General features: G+C 65.3%; 18 protein-coding genes. 10 read left to right on the top strand and 8 right to left on the bottom strand.

Annotation, left to right across the window (positions count from 1 at the left end; genetic code table 11):
* Positions 1 to 35: 35 nt before the first annotated feature.
* Positions 36 to 785 carry a LytTR family DNA-binding domain-containing protein gene (locus CC207_RS12200; protein WP_028688608.1) on the bottom strand — a complete coding sequence of 250 codons (750 nt, stop codon included), beginning with the start codon at positions 783 to 785 and terminating at the stop codon, positions 36 to 38.
* 297 nt (positions 786 to 1,082) lie between these two features.
* Between CC207_RS12200 and argH the strand changes: the two genes are divergently transcribed.
* Complete coding sequence (gene argH / locus CC207_RS12195) at positions 1,083 to 2,477, top strand: argininosuccinate lyase (RefSeq protein ID WP_028688609.1); 1,395 nt, start codon at positions 1,083 to 1,085, stop codon at positions 2,475 to 2,477.
* A gap of 122 nt (positions 2,478 to 2,599) precedes the next feature.
* Here argH and CC207_RS12190 read toward each other — a convergent pair whose 3' ends face one another.
* Positions 2,600 to 3,259 carry a glutathione S-transferase gene (locus tag CC207_RS12190; RefSeq protein WP_088852177.1) on the bottom strand — a complete coding sequence of 220 codons (660 nt, stop codon included), beginning with the start codon at positions 3,257 to 3,259 and terminating at the stop codon, positions 2,600 to 2,602.
* A gap of 146 nt (positions 3,260 to 3,405) precedes the next feature.
* Here CC207_RS12190 and CC207_RS12185 point away from each other — a divergent pair, with 146 nt between their 5' ends.
* The 3 genes from CC207_RS12185 (at position 3,406) to CC207_RS12175 (ending at position 7,042) form a co-directional block, all read left to right on the top strand.
* Positions 3,406 to 3,708, top strand: a complete 303-nt coding sequence (locus CC207_RS12185) for a hypothetical protein (RefSeq protein WP_028688611.1) — start codon at positions 3,406 to 3,408, stop codon at positions 3,706 to 3,708.
* Between the two features lie 51 nt (positions 3,709 to 3,759).
* Positions 3,760 to 4,011 (top strand): TIGR02647 family protein, encoded by a 252-nt coding sequence (locus CC207_RS12180; protein ID WP_028688612.1) that lies wholly within the window; start codon positions 3,760 to 3,762, stop codon positions 4,009 to 4,011.
* 166 nt (positions 4,012 to 4,177) lie between these two features.
* Complete coding sequence (locus tag CC207_RS12175; protein ID WP_062359925.1) at positions 4,178 to 7,042, top strand: class I adenylate cyclase; 2,865 nt, start codon at positions 4,178 to 4,180, stop codon at positions 7,040 to 7,042.
* A 45-nt stretch (positions 7,043 to 7,087) separates the two neighbouring features.
* Here the strand turns inward: CC207_RS12175 and rnk are convergent, their stop codons facing one another.
* The 3 genes from rnk to cyaY form a co-directional block, all read right to left on the bottom strand.
* Entirely contained in the window at positions 7,088 to 7,498 is a 411-nt protein-coding gene (rnk, locus tag CC207_RS12170; protein ID WP_028688614.1) for a nucleoside diphosphate kinase regulator, read from the bottom strand.
* A gap of 156 nt (positions 7,499 to 7,654) precedes the next feature.
* Complete coding sequence (locus CC207_RS12165; protein WP_028688615.1) at positions 7,655 to 7,873, bottom strand: DUF1289 domain-containing protein; 219 nt, start codon at positions 7,871 to 7,873, stop codon at positions 7,655 to 7,657.
* A 1-nt stretch (position 7,874) separates the two neighbouring features.
* The gene (gene cyaY, locus CC207_RS12160; protein ID WP_028688616.1) at positions 7,875 to 8,207 is read right to left on the bottom strand and encodes an iron donor protein CyaY; all 333 of its coding nucleotides are present in this window, start codon (positions 8,205 to 8,207) and stop codon (positions 7,875 to 7,877) included.
* Between the two features lie 207 nt (positions 8,208 to 8,414).
* Here cyaY and CC207_RS12155 point away from each other — a divergent pair, with 207 nt between their 5' ends.
* The 6 genes from CC207_RS12155 to CC207_RS12130 are packed head-to-tail and all read left to right on the top strand — an operon-like array spanning position 8,415 to position 13,028.
* Entirely contained in the window at positions 8,415 to 8,621 is a 207-nt protein-coding gene (locus tag CC207_RS12155) for a lipoprotein (RefSeq protein ID WP_050703271.1), read from the top strand.
* 9 nt (positions 8,622 to 8,630) lie between these two features.
* Positions 8,631 to 9,878, top strand: a complete 1,248-nt coding sequence (gene lysA, locus CC207_RS12150) for a diaminopimelate decarboxylase (RefSeq protein WP_062359926.1) — start codon at positions 8,631 to 8,633, stop codon at positions 9,876 to 9,878.
* A gap of 4 nt (positions 9,879 to 9,882) precedes the next feature.
* On the top strand, positions 9,883 to 10,713 hold the full coding sequence (dapF, locus tag CC207_RS12145) for a diaminopimelate epimerase (RefSeq protein WP_028688618.1): 831 nt from the start codon (positions 9,883 to 9,885) through the stop codon (positions 10,711 to 10,713).
* Between the two features lie 13 nt (positions 10,714 to 10,726).
* Positions 10,727 to 11,437: a DUF484 family protein gene (locus CC207_RS12140; protein WP_028688619.1), complete on the top strand. Its 711-nt coding sequence runs from the start codon at positions 10,727 to 10,729 to the stop codon at positions 11,435 to 11,437.
* The gene (gene xerC / locus CC207_RS12135) at positions 11,437 to 12,336 is read left to right on the top strand and encodes a tyrosine recombinase XerC (RefSeq protein ID WP_028688620.1); all 900 of its coding nucleotides are present in this window, start codon (positions 11,437 to 11,439) and stop codon (positions 12,334 to 12,336) included. The genes CC207_RS12140 and xerC overlap by 1 nt, the downstream gene beginning before the upstream one ends.
* Positions 12,333 to 13,028, top strand: coding sequence for an HAD family hydrolase (locus CC207_RS12130; RefSeq protein WP_028688621.1), 696 nt, complete (start codon positions 12,333 to 12,335; stop codon positions 13,026 to 13,028). Before xerC ends, CC207_RS12130 begins: the two co-directional genes overlap by 4 nt.
* A gap of 114 nt (positions 13,029 to 13,142) precedes the next feature.
* On the opposite strand, the gene sutA is transcribed toward CC207_RS12130, so the two are convergent.
* The 3 genes from sutA to glnK form a co-directional block, all read right to left on the bottom strand.
* A complete protein-coding gene (gene sutA / locus CC207_RS12125) occupies positions 13,143 to 13,472 on the bottom strand; it encodes a transcriptional regulator SutA (RefSeq protein WP_023632536.1) in 330 nt (109 codons plus the stop codon).
* A 431-nt stretch (positions 13,473 to 13,903) separates the two neighbouring features.
* Positions 13,904 to 15,238: an ammonium transporter gene (locus CC207_RS12120; RefSeq protein WP_028688622.1), complete on the bottom strand. Its 1,335-nt coding sequence runs from the start codon at positions 15,236 to 15,238 to the stop codon at positions 13,904 to 13,906.
* A gap of 47 nt (positions 15,239 to 15,285) precedes the next feature.
* Positions 15,286 to 15,624 carry a P-II family nitrogen regulator gene (gene glnK, locus CC207_RS12115; protein ID WP_002555808.1) on the bottom strand — a complete coding sequence of 113 codons (339 nt, stop codon included), beginning with the start codon at positions 15,622 to 15,624 and terminating at the stop codon, positions 15,286 to 15,288.
* Positions 15,625 to 16,002: the final 378 nt, after the last annotated feature.

Genomic DNA, 16,002 nt, shown 5'->3' with positions numbered 1-16,002 from the left:
CGGGGCAAGCCCGCTCCCACGCTACGAACAGGTATTCAGTGCAAGGACTGCATCATCTTGCGCACCCCCGCCACATGGCGGCGGCTGACGGTCAGGGCGTCGCCGTCCAGGCCCTTGAGATAGAGCTGGAAATGCCCCAGCGGCGTGCGCTGCAGGCGCTCGATGCGCTCACGGGCAACCAGCGCGTTGCGGTGGATGCGCACGAAACGCTCGCCAAACTCGTCCTCCAGGGCCTTGAGCGGCTCGTCAAGCAGCACTTCGCCCGCCTCATGGCGCAGGGTGACGTACTTGTGGTCGGCGATGAAGTAGATGACCTGGGGAATGGGGATCAACTCGATGCCTTTGCGGGTACGGGCACTGATATGGCTGCGCGGGCCACCACCGGCATCGCTGGCGGGGCGGGTCAGCGCGGCCAGTTGGGCCCGGTTGGGTTTTTCTGCCCGGCGCAGGGCGTCGCGCAGGGCCTGCGGCTGGATGGGCTTGTCGACATGGCTCAGGGTGCTGTCCCTGAAAGCTTCGCTGCCGTACTCATCGTCGCCGGTGCAGAACACCACCGCCGGCGGCGACTCGCGTTCGCACAGCCGGGCGGCGACCTGCAGGCCATCGAGGCCCGGCATGCCGATATCCAGCAGCACCACATCGGGCTTGAGGCTTTCGATCAGGGTCAGGGCCTCCTCGCCGTTGGTGGCGCTGGGCTCCATCACGGTGTACCCCTCCAGCTCGCCAAGCAGCCGGCTCAGGCGCTCGCGGGCCAGGGGTTCATCATCAACGATCAGGACATTCATAATTGCGCTGGATTCCTGAGTGAGTCTCGCACGGGTATAGCGTAGACAAGTGTGGGGCGACCGAAACGCGGTCACGCTACAGACCGGTGCGAAGGCCAAAGATTCACTGGTCTGGCAGATTCACCGCCAGTCCTTTGTCCAACTGTAGACGCTCCGTGGAACACTGCCGTTCAATCGTTGAATATGCCGCACCCCCTTGTAACGGGACGATTCTCGCGACCAGCGCCCTGCGGCGGCGGGCGCAACCCTGCTATGATCGGCGCACTTTTTCCGTTCACGCCTTCAACGAGTGAATCCATGAGCACCGACAAGACCAATCAGTCCTGGGGCGGCCGCTTCAGTGAGCCCGTCGACGCCTTCGTCGCCCGCTTCACCGCCTCGGTCGATTTCGACAAGCGCCTGTACCGCCACGACATCATGGGTTCGATCGCCCACGCCACCATGCTGGCGCAGGTCGGCGTCCTCACCGATGCCGAGCGCGACACCATCATCGATGGCCTGAAGACCATCCAGGGCGAAATCGAGGCCGGCTCCTTCGACTGGCGCGTCGACCTCGAAGACGTGCACATGAACATCGAAGCGCGCCTGACCGACCGCATCGGTATCACCGGCAAGAAGCTGCACACCGGCCGCAGCCGCAACGACCAGGTGGCCACCGACATCCGCCTGTGGCTGCGCGACGAGATCGACCTGATCCTGGCCGAGATCACCCGCCTGCAGCAGGGCTTGCTGGAGCAGGCCGAGCGCGAGGCCGAGACCATCATGCCCGGCTTCACCCACCTGCAGACCGCGCAGCCGGTGACCTTCGGCCACCACCTGCTGGCCTGGTTCGAGATGCTCAGCCGTGACTACGAGCGCCTGGTGGACTGCCGCAAGCGCGCCAACCGCATGCCCCTGGGCAGCGCCGCCCTGGCCGGCACCACCTACCCGATCGACCGCGAACTGACCTGCAAGCTGCTGGGCTTCGAGGCCGTGGGCGGCAACTCGCTGGACAGCGTCTCGGACCGCGACTTCGCCATCGAATTCTGCTCGGCGGCGAGCATCGCGATGATGCACCTGTCGCGCTTCTCCGAAGAGCTGGTGCTGTGGACTAGCGCCCAGTTCCAGTTCGTCGACCTGCCTGATCGTTTCTGCACCGGCAGCTCGATCATGCCGCAGAAGAAGAACCCAGACGTGCCGGAGCTGGTGCGCGGCAAGAGCGGCCGCGTGTTCGGCGCCCTGACCGGCCTGCTGACCCTGATGAAAGGCCAGCCGCTGGCCTACAACAAGGACAACCAGGAAGATAAAGAGCCGCTGTTCGACGCCGCCGACACCCTGCGCGACTCACTGCGTGCCTTTGCCGACATGATCCCGGCGATCAAGCCCAAGCACGCGATCATGCGCGAAGCGGCCCTGCGCGGCTTCTCCACCGCCACGGACCTGGCCGACTACCTGGTGCGCCGCGGCCTGCCGTTCCGTGATTGCCACGAGATCGTCGGCCATGCGGTGAAGTACGGTGTCGATACCGGCAAGGACCTGGCCGAGATGAGCCTGGACGAACTGCGCCAGTTCAGCGACCAGATCGAGCAGGACGTGTTTGCAGTGCTGACCCTGGAAGGTTCGGTCAACGCCCGCAACCACATCGGCGGCACCGCGCCGGCCCAGGTGCGCGCGGCCGTCGCGCGCGGCAAGGCCTTGCTGGCTTCTCGCTAAGCAGTCAGGGGCCGCTTTGCGGCCCTTTCGCCGGCAAGCCGGCTCCCACTCCGATCACACAGCCCTCAGCGCTTCGCTGTATCCGTGGGAGCCGGCTTGCCAGCAAAAGGCCCCGACGCCAGTCAGCGCTTGCTCTTGATCATTTCCAGGAACGCCGGCATCGCCGCGTCCTTGTCCGCCGCGATCCGCGCCATGTGTGGGTGCTCGCCCAGCAACTGCAACAGCGCCTTCGCTTGCGGGAAATCCGCCAGGAAGTCGATACTGAGCACCTTCTTGCCCACCGCGCAGGCCAGGTCTACCGAGAAGCAGAACATCAGGTCGGCGATGGTCAGTTGCTCACCGGCCACGTATGGCTGGAACCGCCCGTTGCGCTTGAGGGTGGCGAAGCCCGCCAGCAGGTCCGCCCGCGCCCGCTCCTTGATCAGCGGCTCCACCGCCGTGCCGAAGAACGCCTCGGCGTAGCAGGTACGCGCCGGCAGCTCGATATACAGCTCGATTTCCCGCAGCAGCTCGCGCACCTTGGCCTGCCCGAAGGCATCGGCCGGCAGCAGCGCCTTGCCCGGCTGGGTCTGTTCGATGTAGTCGAGGATGACCCCGGTTTCGCTGATGAAACCGTGCTCGGTCTCCAGCACCGGCACCTTGCCGCGAGGGCTGACGGCCAGGGCTTGAGGCAACTGACCACCGAAGAACGGCACCTCCTCGAAGGGCACGCCCTTCTCCAGCAAGGCCAGCTTGACCATGTTGTAGTAGTTGCTGACTGCGAATCCATGAAGCTTGAGCATTGAGACAGCCTCCAAGGCCGTATGGGGTTGGCCCGGCTGTTATAGCCCCCTGCCCGGCCCTTGACCAGTGGCATGCTCGGCGTTGATGGCCGGGCATTGCCAACCCAGACATGGCACACTATGCGCTTCACCACAGGAGTACCGCCATGAGCGAGCACGACGAGATCGACGGCAACGACGAAGAAGCCTTCACCGAGGCTACCCTCACCCAGGCCATCGAGAACCAGATCGAAAGCGGCGAACCCGCGGCGGCCAAGGCCACCTTCAACAAGCTGACCCTGGTCGGCTACGAGCGCGAGGACATCCTCAATCTCATGGCCCATGTGCTGGCCATCGAAATCGACGCCATGCTCGACGAAGACCGTCCGTTCAACACCGAATGGTATGAAACCGCCCTGCGGGCCCTGCCGGAGCTGCCACCTGAGGCGGATCAAGGCGACATCGAATAAGCCTGACTACACTCCTGACTTCCATCCTTGTCTCGAAGTCAGGAGTTGCCCATGCCTTTTACCCCCGAACTGATCGCCGAACTGGAAGTCCTTTCTCAGTTCAACCTGGATAACCACCAGGAAGGCATCAAGGTTAGCAGCGACGCCTCCCCCGCCCTGGTCGCCGCTGCCAAGCGCTTGCATGACAAAGGGCTCACCGACCAACCCGATGGCGGTTACCTCACCAGCCTTGGTAACGATGCTGCTGAGAGCGTCCGGCTTTTGCTGACCATCCTCAAATCAAAATCCGCCCAGCCGGCCTGAACCCCTGCTCCCGCTCCTGCAGCTCGGCAGACCTGCAGGAGCGGGCTTACCGTCGATGGCTTGCACAGGCGCTGCAAATCTGACGTCAAAAACCCAGCAACCCCTTATCCGAGCGCCCCACTCAGGCTAAACTCGCCAGTGCTCCCCCGGCCTGCCTGAGTGCGCAATGTACCACCCCCATGAAATCCGCCCCGATCTCGACCAAGGCATCGACCGCAAGGAGCTGTCCAAGCTGCGCGCGCGCTTCCTGAAGATCAACCAGGGCCGCCTGGCACGGGCCATGGAAGGGCTGTCCACGCGCCAGCAACTGGTCCTCACCCTGTTGCCGCTGTTCTTCCACGTCAATCACCCGCTGTTGCCGGGCTATGTGTCGGGCACCACCCCCGCCGGCGTATCCGGCTTCGAGCCCGACAGCGACCTGCTAGCCGAGGCCCAGCGCCTGACCCGCTCGTTCACCTACAAACCACGCCACGGCAAGCCGCAGCAACCAATCCACGGCCTGTTCCTGATGGGCAGCCTGGGCACCCTGGCTCAGGCCGAGCAGAGTGACATGGACCTTTGGGTCTGCCACGCCCCCGACCTGGACGAGCAGGCCCTGGCCGACCTGCGCCGCAAATGCCAGCTGCTCGAAGCCTGGGCCGCCAGCCAGGGCGCCGAGGCGCACCTGTTCCTGATCGAGCCACGCGGCTTCGTCCGGGGCGAGCGCGACAGCCAGCTCAGCTCCGACGACTGCGGCACCACCCAGCACTACCTGCTGCTCGACGAGTTCTACCGCACCGCCATCTGGCTGGCCGGGCGTACGCCGCTGTGGTGGCTGGTGCCGGTGTACCAGGAGCATAACTACCGCGACTTTACCCAGACCCTGCTGGCCAAGCGCTTCATCCGCATCACCGACGCCCTGGACCTCGGCAACCTGGCGCACATACCGCCTGGCGAGTATGTCGGTGCCGGGCTGTGGCAGCTGTTCAAGGGCATCGACTCGCCCTACAAATCGCTGCTCAAGCTGCTGCTCACCGAAGCTTACGCCAGCGAACACCCGCAGGTGCGCTGCCTGAGCCTGGATTACAAGCAGGCCGTGTTCGCCAACCAGCTGGACCTGGACGAGCTCGACCCCTACGTCATGGTCTACCGGCGCATCGAACGCTACCTGCTTCAGCGTGGCGAATCGGCGCGCCTGGAGCTGGTGCGGCGCAGCCTGTACCTGAAAGTGAACAAGAAGCTAAGCGACCTGGGCCGCACCCGCAGCGGCGGCTGGCAGCGCCAGCTGCTCGGGCGCCTGACCGAGGAATGGGGCTGGGACGAGCGCCAGCTGGCGTTGCTCGACAGCCGCAGCCAGTGGAAAGTGCGCCAGGTGGCCGTCGAGCGCCGCGAGCTGGTGGCCGAGCTGAACCACAGCTACCGCTTCCTGACCCAGTTCGCCCGCCAGCAGAACGCCAACAGCCGCGCCGACCAGCGCGACCTCAACGTCCTCGGCCGGCGCCTGTACGCCGCCTTCGAGCGACGGGCCGGCAAGATCGAGGTGATCAACCCGGGCATCGCCCCGGACCTGGCCGAAGACACCCTGACCCTGGTGCACTCGCCCAACCGCAAGGAGCCGGGCACCCACCACTGGGGCCTGTACAACGGCAACCTCGGCGTGCACGAGTGGGAGCACTTCAGCCCGATCAAGCGCTGCCGCGAACTGCTCGAGCTGCTCACCTGGGCCCATCGCAACGGCGTGATCGACAGCGGCACACGCCTGGCCCTGCACCCTGGCGCCAGCGACCTGAGCGAGTTCGAGCTGTTCAACCTGATCGGCAGCCTGCAACAGAGCATCCCCCTGCCCCTGGAAACGGTCAGCGAGGTGCGCCTGCTGCAACCGAGCGTGGCCGACGAGATCCTGCTGCTGGTGAATGTCGGGGTCGATCCGCTGCGCCATCACCGCGACCTGAACATCCTGATGACCACCGAGCGCACCGACTCGCTGAGCTACGCCGGGGTGCGCGAGAACCTGGTGCTGACCCTCGACCAGATCACCCTCAACAGCTGGAACGAGGTCCTGGTGCAGCGCTACGATGGCGAGCATGCGCTGGTGCGCTGCCTGCGCGACTTCCTCAACAGCCTGGGCCTGCGCAGCCACCGCCCGCGGGTGCGGGTGCGCTGCTACTGCCACAACCGCGCCCAGGCTATCAGCCAACGGGTCGAGGACATCTTCGACACCGTGCAGCTGCTGCTCGACCAGGGCCTGAATCACCGCTACCTGCTGCAGGTGGCCCAGCACACCCACATCCTCGACCTGCAGCCCGGGCAGATCACCCTGGCCAGCCTCGCCGACCACGACGCGGTGCTGGCGGCCCTCGGCGAGGAACGCAGCCGCTACAGCCCGCTGCACCTGGACGCCCATGCCCTGCAGGACCATGACCTGCCGCTGGTCCTGGCCCAGGGCCGCCCCGGCTGTATCCAGGTGTTCTACCGGCTGTTCGAAGGCTGGGCCGACCTGTATGTGCTCGACGAGCACAACGCGCTCTGGCAGCAACGGCTGCCGCTGCAGGACGAGCAGCACCTGCTGCTGCCGCTGCAACGCTTCCTGCAATCGATGCTGATGCGCCGCGATGCCCAACTGCCCCTGGACAGCCTGCCGCTGGCGTCGCTGGATATCCTCTACTACCAGTTGCTGCCATCCGGCCTCGGCAAGGCACGCAGCCTGGAGCCGCGACAGACGCCAATGGACAGCCAGAACCAGGCCTACTACGAGGTCCAGGCGATCCTCCAGGCGGGTACCGGCGACGGGGTGCATGTCACGCTCTACTGCGACCAGCAGGAGTTTTCCGAACTGGAGCATGGCGACCAGCTGTATGCCGTGGTCGCCCGGCAGATCCTGGGCCAGCGGCGCAGCAGCGGCCGTTACCGCTGCTACATCACCGACCTCGACCTGTCCGAGCTGCTGGAGGACGAGCAGGGGTCCACCAGCCTGTACCTGCGCTACAAGCGCGAGCTGGAGCAGGCGCTCAACGATGGGCTGGAACAGTTGCAGGCGCGGCTGGAGCCCTGACTCTCTCGGCGTTGACGGGCCGCTCCTACAGGGGAATGCGCAGTATCAGAGATCGAAATCCCCTGCCGCCTCCGGCTGGTACTCGACCGCCAGCAGCTCCAGCTTGAGGGTCTTGCCGCCCGGCGCCGGCCAGTCGATCTGGTCGCCCACCGACAGGCCGAGCAGGGCGCAGCCGATCGGCGCAAGAATCGATACGTTGCCCTCGGGGCCGGCATCCTTCGGGTACACCAGGGTCAGGTGGTAATCCTTGCCGCTGGCACTCTCTCGGCAGTGCACCCGCGAATTCATGGTCACCACGCCGGCCGGCACCTCTTCATGCCCGACCACCTGCTCGGCACGGTCCAGCTCGTCCTGCAGGGCGAGCACACCTGGGGTGCTTTCATCGAGGTCGTCGAGCAGGCGCTCGAGACGCTGCACGTCCAAGCGGGTGAGGATGAGGGAAGGCTTGGTGCTCATGATCCAGTCAGACTCCTTTGAACAGGCAATTTTCAACAGGCAGATAAAGCAAAACCCCGCCCAAGGGCGGGGTTTGCAAAATACTGTGGCGTCATCGACGCAGACCCTGACACTACCACAGCGGGGCAAATACTCAAGCCCACACCTTCGTTGTGCCTATGCCGGTGCTCGCGATTTCAGGGCCAGCGCCTCGCGGCAGATCTGCCGGCGCCGCTCGTCATCGGCCGAGCGCCACTCGCGGATATGCTCGACATGGCGGTGACAGCCGGTGCAGACCTTGTGCTCATCCAGCCGACATATGCTGATACAAGGTGATGGCACCGCCGGGCTCACGTTGCTGTAGAGCGGCTTGGGTGGCCGGGGCAGGTCGCTCATCTCAGATCTCGTCGAAGTCCAGCTTCTCGCCGGCGCGTTCCCAGACGATGCGCTCGAGCATCTCGCCCAGCAGTTCTTCGCTCTTCTCACAGACCCATTTGCCGCTCTCTTCGTCGTAGTCGAAGTGGAAGCCGCCGGACTTGTCCGCCAGCCACAGCTGGCGCAGCGGCTCCTGGCGGCTGAAGATCAGCTGGCTGCCGTTGTCGAACTTGACGGTGAGAACGCCGGCGGAGTTCTCCATGTCCAGGTCCATGCCGCTTTCATCGAACAGGTCTTCCAGGGCCTGTTGGGTCGCATCGACCAGGTCGTGGAAACGCGCTTCGCTCAAACTCATTGCAGGGACCTCGAAAAATGGCTGTACACACGCAAGCCGGGCACGATAAGGGCGAACGCCTCAAGCTACAAGCTAATCGCGGTAAGAAAAAGCCGCATGTCCTTCGGTCGCCCATGCCCGCCGAGCGGGGCTGACCCTTGCATAGGCAATCAGGTGGGCGCTCGGTATACTCGGGCGCAATACTGCATATTTCCAAGGATTTCACCCATGAAACGCCTGATTTCCTCCCTCGCGGCGCTGGTCGCGGTTGCCTGCCTCGTTTCGGCCTGCGGTCAGAAAGGCCCCCTGTACCTGCCTGAAGACGGCAAGGACGGCAAAGGCCCGCGCAAATCGCACCAGCATGCCAAGCCTGTCCAGCCGCAACCGGTGCTGGTGCAGCCGCAAGAGCAGCCAGAAGAGTCGCCCGCGCAGTAAGGAAATCCCATGGACGCATTCAACTACCGCGGCGGCGAGCTGTTCGCGGAAGGGGTGGCCCTGACGGCGATCGCCGAACGCTTCGGCACGCCCACCTACGTGTACTCGCGCGCCCATATCGAGGCCCAGTACCGCAGCTATACCGACGCCCTGCAAGGGGTCGAGCACTTGGTCTGCTTCGCGGTCAAGGCCAACTCCAACCTGGGCGTGCTGAACCTGCTGGCGCGCCTCGGCGCAGGCTTCGACATCGTCTCCGGCGGTGAGCTGGAGCGCGTCCTGGCCGCCGGCGGGCGCGCCGATCGCGTGGTGTTCTCCGGGGTCGGCAAGACCCGTGACGACATGCGCCGCGCTCTGGAAGTGGGCGTGCACTGCTTCAACGTCGAGTCCACCGACGAGCTCGAGCGCCTCCAGGTCGTTGCCGCCGAAATGGGCAAGACGGCCCCGGTTTCGCTACGCGTGAACCCGGACGTCGACGCCGGCACCCATCCGTACATTTCCACCGGTCTCAAAGAGAACAAGTTCGGCATCGCCATCGCCGACGCCGAGGCTATCTACGTGCGTGCCGCGCAGTTGCCGAACCTGGATGTGGTCGGCGTCGACTGCCACATCGGCTCGCAACTGACCACCGTCGAGCCCTTCCTCGACGCCCTCGACCGCCTGCTGGTGCTGGTCGACCGCCTGGCCGAGTGCGGCATCCACCTGCGCCACCTGGACCTCGGCGGCGGTGTCGGCGTGCGCTACCGCGACGAGCAACCACCGCTGCTGGCCGACTACATCGCCGCCATTCGCGAGCGCGTCGGCGAGCGCGACCTGGCCCTGGTGTTCGAGCCGGGCCGCTACATCGTCGCCAACGGCGGCGTGCTGCTGACCCGCGTGGAATACCTCAAGCACACCGAGCACAAGGATTTCGCCATCATCGATGCGGCCATGAACGACCTGATCCGTCCCGCCTTGTACCAGGCCTGGATGGACGTCAGCGCGGTCAAGCCCCGCGAAGGTGAAGGCCGGGCCTACGACCTGGTCGGCCCGATCTGCGAAACCGGCGACTTCCTGGGCAAGGACCGCGTGCTGGACCTGGCCGAGGGCGACCTGCTGGCCGTCCGCTCGGCGGGCGCCTATGGTTTCGTCATGAGCTCCAACTACAACACCCGTGGCCGTTGCGCCGAAGTGCTGGTCGATGGCGACCTGGCCTTCGAAGTGCGTCGCCGCGAGACCGTCGCCGAATTGTTCGCCGGCGAAAGCCTGCTGCCGGAGTGAGCCCATGCTGCTGCGTTTCACCAAGATGCACGGGCTGGGCAACGACTTCATGGTCCTCGACCTGGTCAGCCAGCACGCGCACATCCAACCCAAGCACGCCAAGCAATGGGGCGACCGCAACACCGGTATCGGCTTCGACCAACTGCTGATCGTCGAGGCGCCGAATAACCCGGATGTGGATTTCCGCTACCGGATCTTCAATGCCGACGGCTCCGAAGTCGAGCAGTGCGGCAACGGCGCGCGCTGCTTCGCTCGCTTCGTATTGGACAAGCGCCTGACGGCCAAGAAGCGCATTCGCGTCGAGACCAAGGGCGGCATCATCGAGCTCGATGTGCGCAACGACGGCCAGATCTGCGTCGACATGGGGCCGCCACGCTTCGCCCCGGCCGAGATCCCGTTCATCGCCGACGAGCAGGCCATCAGCTATGCGCTGGAAGTCGATGGCCAGGTGCACCAGATCGCCGCGGTGTCCATGGGCAACCCGCATTCGGTACTGCGCGTCGACGACGTGCGCAGTGCGCCGGTCCATGAGCTGGGCCCGAAGATCGAGCATCACCCGCGCTTCCCGCAGCGGGTCAATGCCGGCTTCATCCAGGTGGTCGACCGCCACCGCGCCAACCTGCGGGTATGGGAGCGTGGCGCCGGCGAGACCCAGGCCTGCGGTACCGGCGCCTGCGCCGCGGCCGTGGCGGCGATCAGCCAGGGCTGGATGGACTCGCCGGTGACCATCGACCTGCCGGGCGGCCGCCTGAGCATCGAGTGGGCCGGCCCCGGCAAGCCGGTGCTGATGACCGGCCCCGCCGTCCGCGTGTTCGAAGGACAAGTTCGTCTCTAAGCGAGTATCCGCCATGACCGATCAGCCTAACGTTGCATCCCCGCAGGCCCGAGAGCTCGATGCCGAAGCGGTGGTCGCCTACCTGCGCGCCCACCCGACCTTCTTCGCCGAGCACGACGAGCTGCTGCTCGAACAGCGCATCCCCCATCAGCGCGGCGACAGCGTGTCGCTGGTGGAGCGCCAGCTCAAGCTGCTGCGCGACCGCAACATCGAGATGCGCCATCGCCTGTCGCAGTTGATGGACGTGGCCCGTGACAACGACCGGCTGTTCGACAAGACCCGCCGGCTGATCCTCGACCTGCTCGACGCCGGTACCCTCGAAGAGGTGGTGATGGCGGTCGAGGACAGCCTGCGCCAGGAATTCCAGGTGCCCTTCGTCAGCCTGATCCTGTTCGGCGAGAACGCCGCGCCCGTGGGCCGCTGGGTATCCGGGGCCGAGGCGCAGCAGGCCATCGGCGGGCTGATCGGCGGCGGCAAGACCATCAGCGGCAGCCTGCGCGAGCATGAACTGGCCTTCCTGTTCGGCGATGCCCAGCACAAGGAAGTCGGTTCCAGCGCCGTGGCCACCCTTGAGTACCAGGGCCTGCACGGCGTGCTGGCGATCGGCAGCCGCGACCCGCAGCACTACAAGAGCAGCGTCGGCACCCTGTTCCTCAGCTACATCGCCGAAGTGCTTGGCCGCGTGGTGCCGCGCTTCACCCAGACGCTGCGCTCGGTACGCTGATGGAACGCCAGCTGGAGGCTTATTGCGCTCACCTGCGCAACGAGCGCCAGGTGTCCGAGCACACCCTGCTGGCCTACCGCCGCGACCTCGAGAAAGTCATCGAATTCTGCAACACCCAGGGCATCGCCGGCTGGAGCGCCCTGCAGGTCCAGCAGTTGCGCCAGCTGGTCGCCCGTCAGCACCATCACGGCCAGTCCTCGCGCAGCCTGGCGCGCTTGCTCTCGGCGGTGCGCGGCCTGTACCGCTACCTCAACCGCGAAGGCCATTGCCAGCACGATCCGGCCAACGGCCTGGCGCCGCCCAAGGGTGAACGGCGCCTGCCCAAGGTGCTGGACACCGACCGTGCCCTGCAACTGCTCGATGGCGGCGTCGACGACGAGTTCATTGCCCGTCGCGACCAGGCGATCCTCGAACTGTTCTACTCGTCCGGCCTGCGCCTGTCGGAGCTGACCGGGCTCGACCTCGAACACCTGGACCTGGCCGCCGGGCTGGTACAGGTGCACGGCAAGGGCGGCAAGAGCCGCGTGCTGCCGGTCGGCCGCAAGGCCCGCGAGGCGATGCAGGCGTGGCTCAAGCTGCGCGGCATCGCCGGCCCGCGGGACGGCGCGGTGTTCCTCAGTCGCCAGGGCAAGCGCCTCGGCCCCCGCGCCATCCAGCTGCGGGTCAAGGCCGCCGGCGAGCGCGAGCTCGGCCAGCACCTGCACCCGCACATGCTTCGCCATTCCTTCGCCAGCCACCTGCTGGAATCGTCCCAGGACCTGCGCGCGGTGCAGGAGATGCTCGGCCACGCCGACATCAGCACCACGCAGATCTACACCCACCTGGACTTCCAGCACCTGGCCGCGGTGTACGACAGCGCCCACCCTCGGGCCAAACGCAGCAAGGACACGGACTCATGAGCATCAAGCTGATCACCTTCGACCTGGACGACACCCTCTGGGACACCGCGCCGGTCATCGCCAGCGCCGAAGTCGTCCTGCGCGACTGGCTCGAAGCCAACGCGCCGATCCTCGGCGGCGTGCCGGTCGAGCACCTGTTCGCCATCCGCGAACGCCTGGTGCAGGCCGAACCGGGCCTCAAGCACCGCATCAGCGCCCTGCGCCGACGGGTGCTGTTCCACGCCCTGGAAGAGGTCGGCTACAGCGAACAGCACGCCCGGGAGCTGGCCAACGAGGGCTTCGAGGTGTTCCTGCATGCCCGGCACCAGGTCGAGGTGTTCCCCGAGGTGCAACCGGTGCTGGAGATCCTGCGCCATCACTACACCCTCGGCGTGGTCACCAACGGCAATGCCGACGTGCGCAGGCTCGGCCTGGCGGACTACTTCCGCTTCGCGCTGTGCGCGGAGGACCTAGGGATAGGCAAGCCGGACCCGGCACCGTTCCTCGAAGCGCTGAAGCGCGGTGAGGTGGACGCAGGGGCGGCGGTGCACGTCGGCGACCATCCGGGTGACGACATCGCCGGCGCCCAGCGCGCCGGGCTGCGGGCGGTATGGTTCAACCCGCAGCACAAGCCCTGGAGCGGCGAACAGGCGCCGGATGCGGAGATTCAGCGGCTGTCGCAGTTGCCCGACGTGCTGTCGCGCTGGCGCTGACTGGCTTCACATTCCCCATCCCACATCTTCAGGCAATGCTCCTACAGAGACCGTGCCAACCTGACAGGCACAAAAAAGCCCGCAGCGACGGCGGGCTTTTTTGCGTTCAGCCACTCAGATAGGGCGGCTGCCGTACTTGTTGTCCGGCTTCTTGGGCGGATCGGCGACCACGTTGGCCTCCACTTCCTGCACCTTGCCACCGCGCGACAGGAACTCTTCCATCGCCTTGGCCAGCGCATCGCGCTCTTTCTGCTTGGCTTCCATGCTCGGCATCTCGTCTACCGAGACCGCCGCCTTGGACTTGCCCTTGGCCGCAGGAGCCGGGCTGCTGTCATCGTCGCCGGCGTCTTCCGCGCCGTCGTCAGCGGCCGCTTCAAGGCCGTCATCAGCCTCGTCTTCGTCGCCTACTTCGAGGTCATCATTTTCCAGATCGTCGTCGCTCATGTTCTACCTCATGACTTGCGAAAAGCAGGTTAGTTATAGACCGGTGCAGCCGTAGACCGGCAGCCTCCAGTGAAAATTCAACTGGCCGTGGATTGGCCACTGCCCTGGGTGTCCACCCCCTCATGGGGGGCCCGGCACCCTGCAGGCCCTGCTCCTGGCAAGGCCTGACAAAATTGTTTGAGCCCTTGCTGGCCACAGGCTATTGGCAAGCCTAGCAAAGGGTAGCGAAGTGTGTGGACTACTCGTCCAGCTTCCTTCGGCGCGCATTCTAGCGCGCTCGCAGAAAAAGCAAAGCACCAGAAACACCCGATGGCTTGTAAGTTTTAACCCCGGGTCGCGATCAGCGCAGGGAAACCGTTTGCCCCAGGCCAAACGGTAAATTACAGGCAAAAAAATGCCCGGCGAACCGGGCAAGTTTTCCAGCATCGCGGTTACAGGTTGTAGCCGCGCTCGTTGTGTTGAGCCAGGTCGAGACCGACCGACTCTTCTTCTTCGCTGACCCGCAGGCCCATCACCAGGTCGAGGACCTTGAGGATCACGTAGGTGACGATGGCGGTGTAGACCACGGTGAAGATCACGCCCTTGGCCTGGATCCAGAACTGCGCGGCGATGTCGGTGACCGCGCCGAAGCCGCCCAGGGCAGGTGCCGCGAACACGCCGGTGAGCAGTGCACCGATGATGCCGCCGATGCCGTGCACGCCGAAGGCGTCCAGGGAGTCGTCATAGCCCAGCTTGCGCTTGAGGCTGGTGGCGCAGAAGTAGCAGACCACGCCGGACACCAGGCCGATCACCAGGGCGCCCATCGGCCCGACAGTGCCGGCGGCCGGGGTGATGGCGACCAGGCCGGCGACCACGCCCGAGGCAATGCCCAGTGCGCTTGGCTTGCCGTGGAAGATCCACTCGGCGAACATCCAGCCCAGGGCGGCGGCGGCGGTGGCGATCTGGGTCACCAGCATGGCCATGCCGGCGGTACCGTTGGCCGCGGCGGCGGAACCTGCGTTGAAGCCGAACCAGCCGATCCACAGCATGGCCGCGCCCATCAGGGTGTAGCCCAGGTTGTGGGGGGCCATCGGCGTGGTCGGGTAGCCCTTGCGCTTGCCCAGCACCAGGCAGCAGACCAGGCCGGCGATACCGGCGTTGATGTGCACCACGGTGCCGCCGGCGAAGTCCAGCACGCCCCAGTCCCACATCAGCGCGCCGTCACCGCTCCAGACCATGTGCGCGATCGGCGCATAGACCAGGGTGAACCACACGCCCATGAAGATCAGCATTGCCGAGAACTTCATGCGCTCGGCGAAGGCACCGACGATCAGCGCCGGGGTGATGATGGCGAAGGTCATCTGGAAGGTGATGAACACCGCCTCGGGGAACAGCGCGGTGGCCGAGGTCAGGCCCGACGGCGTGACGCCGTTGAGGAAGGCCTTGGAGAAGCCACCGATGAAGGAATTGAAGTTGAGCACGCCCTTTTCCATACCAGCGGTATCGAAAGCCAGGCTGTAGCCGTAGATGACCCACAGGATGCTGATCAACCCGGTGATGGCGAAACACTGCATCATCACCGACAGCACGTTCTTCGAGCGCACCATGCCGCCGTAGAACAGGGCCAGGCCCGGGATGGTCATGAACAGGACCAGTGCCGTCGAGGTGAGCATCCAGGCGGTGTCGCCGGAGTTCAGCACGGGGGCGGCAGTTTCCTCGGCCAGGGCCAGCCCTGGCATTACGAGGGACAATAGGGCTCCTAGCCCTGCGATCTTGCGCAGAGTCATGTTGTTTTCTCCTGGGGCGTTGGGTTTGGTGAGGCTTGGTTTGGCGCTTAGATCGCGTCGGTATCGGTCTCGCCGGTACGGATGCGGATCGCCTGCTCCAGATTGACCACGAAGATCTTGCCGTCGCCGATCTTGCCGGTGTTGGCCGCCTTGGTGATGGCTTCGATCACCCGATCGAGGTCCTTGTCGTCGATGGCGACATCGATCTTCACCTTGGGCAGGAAATCGACCACATATTCAGCGCCGCGATACAGCTCGGTGTGACCCTTCTGCCGGCCGAAGCCTTTGACTTCGGTCACGGTGATGCCCTGCACGCCGATTTCCGACAGCGACTCGCGCACGTCGTCCAGCTTGAACGGCTTGATGATGGCAGTGACTAGCTTCATGAAACTCTCTCCCGATTTGGTGGACTTGCCCCAGGAAAACAAACCCGTCTCAAGTCTAAGCGCAGCGCCTGGCTTTGTAACGCGTCGTCGGCTCCATCCTCCCCGCCGACGCACGATCCGGCTGTGACGAAGAACCTTCCGGCTCCGCCTGCGCACTGCCTGGTCACAAGGGACTGCATCAGTGCATGGCTCGCTCAGGTCTTTGCAGAAACCTTGCCAGTTAGCGTAAGTCACGGGAAAACAGGTAGTTGCGTGAACCGGCAGGGATTGGCCAATCGCCAGCAAGGAAAAAGCGCACAAAATCGGTGCGCTACCTTTGGCCGCCCTGCGCGAAAAGCGTGCAGCGCAAGTGGCCCGGAGCCCCGTGCTACACTGCTG

The organism is Pseudomonas sp. DrBHI1, assembly GCF_002205115.1.
Lineage (GTDB): Bacteria > Pseudomonadota > Gammaproteobacteria > Pseudomonadales > Pseudomonadaceae > Aquipseudomonas > Aquipseudomonas mosselii.
Note: the sequence above shows the minus strand (reverse complement) of the source record. Positions and strands in the feature narration are given on the sequence as shown.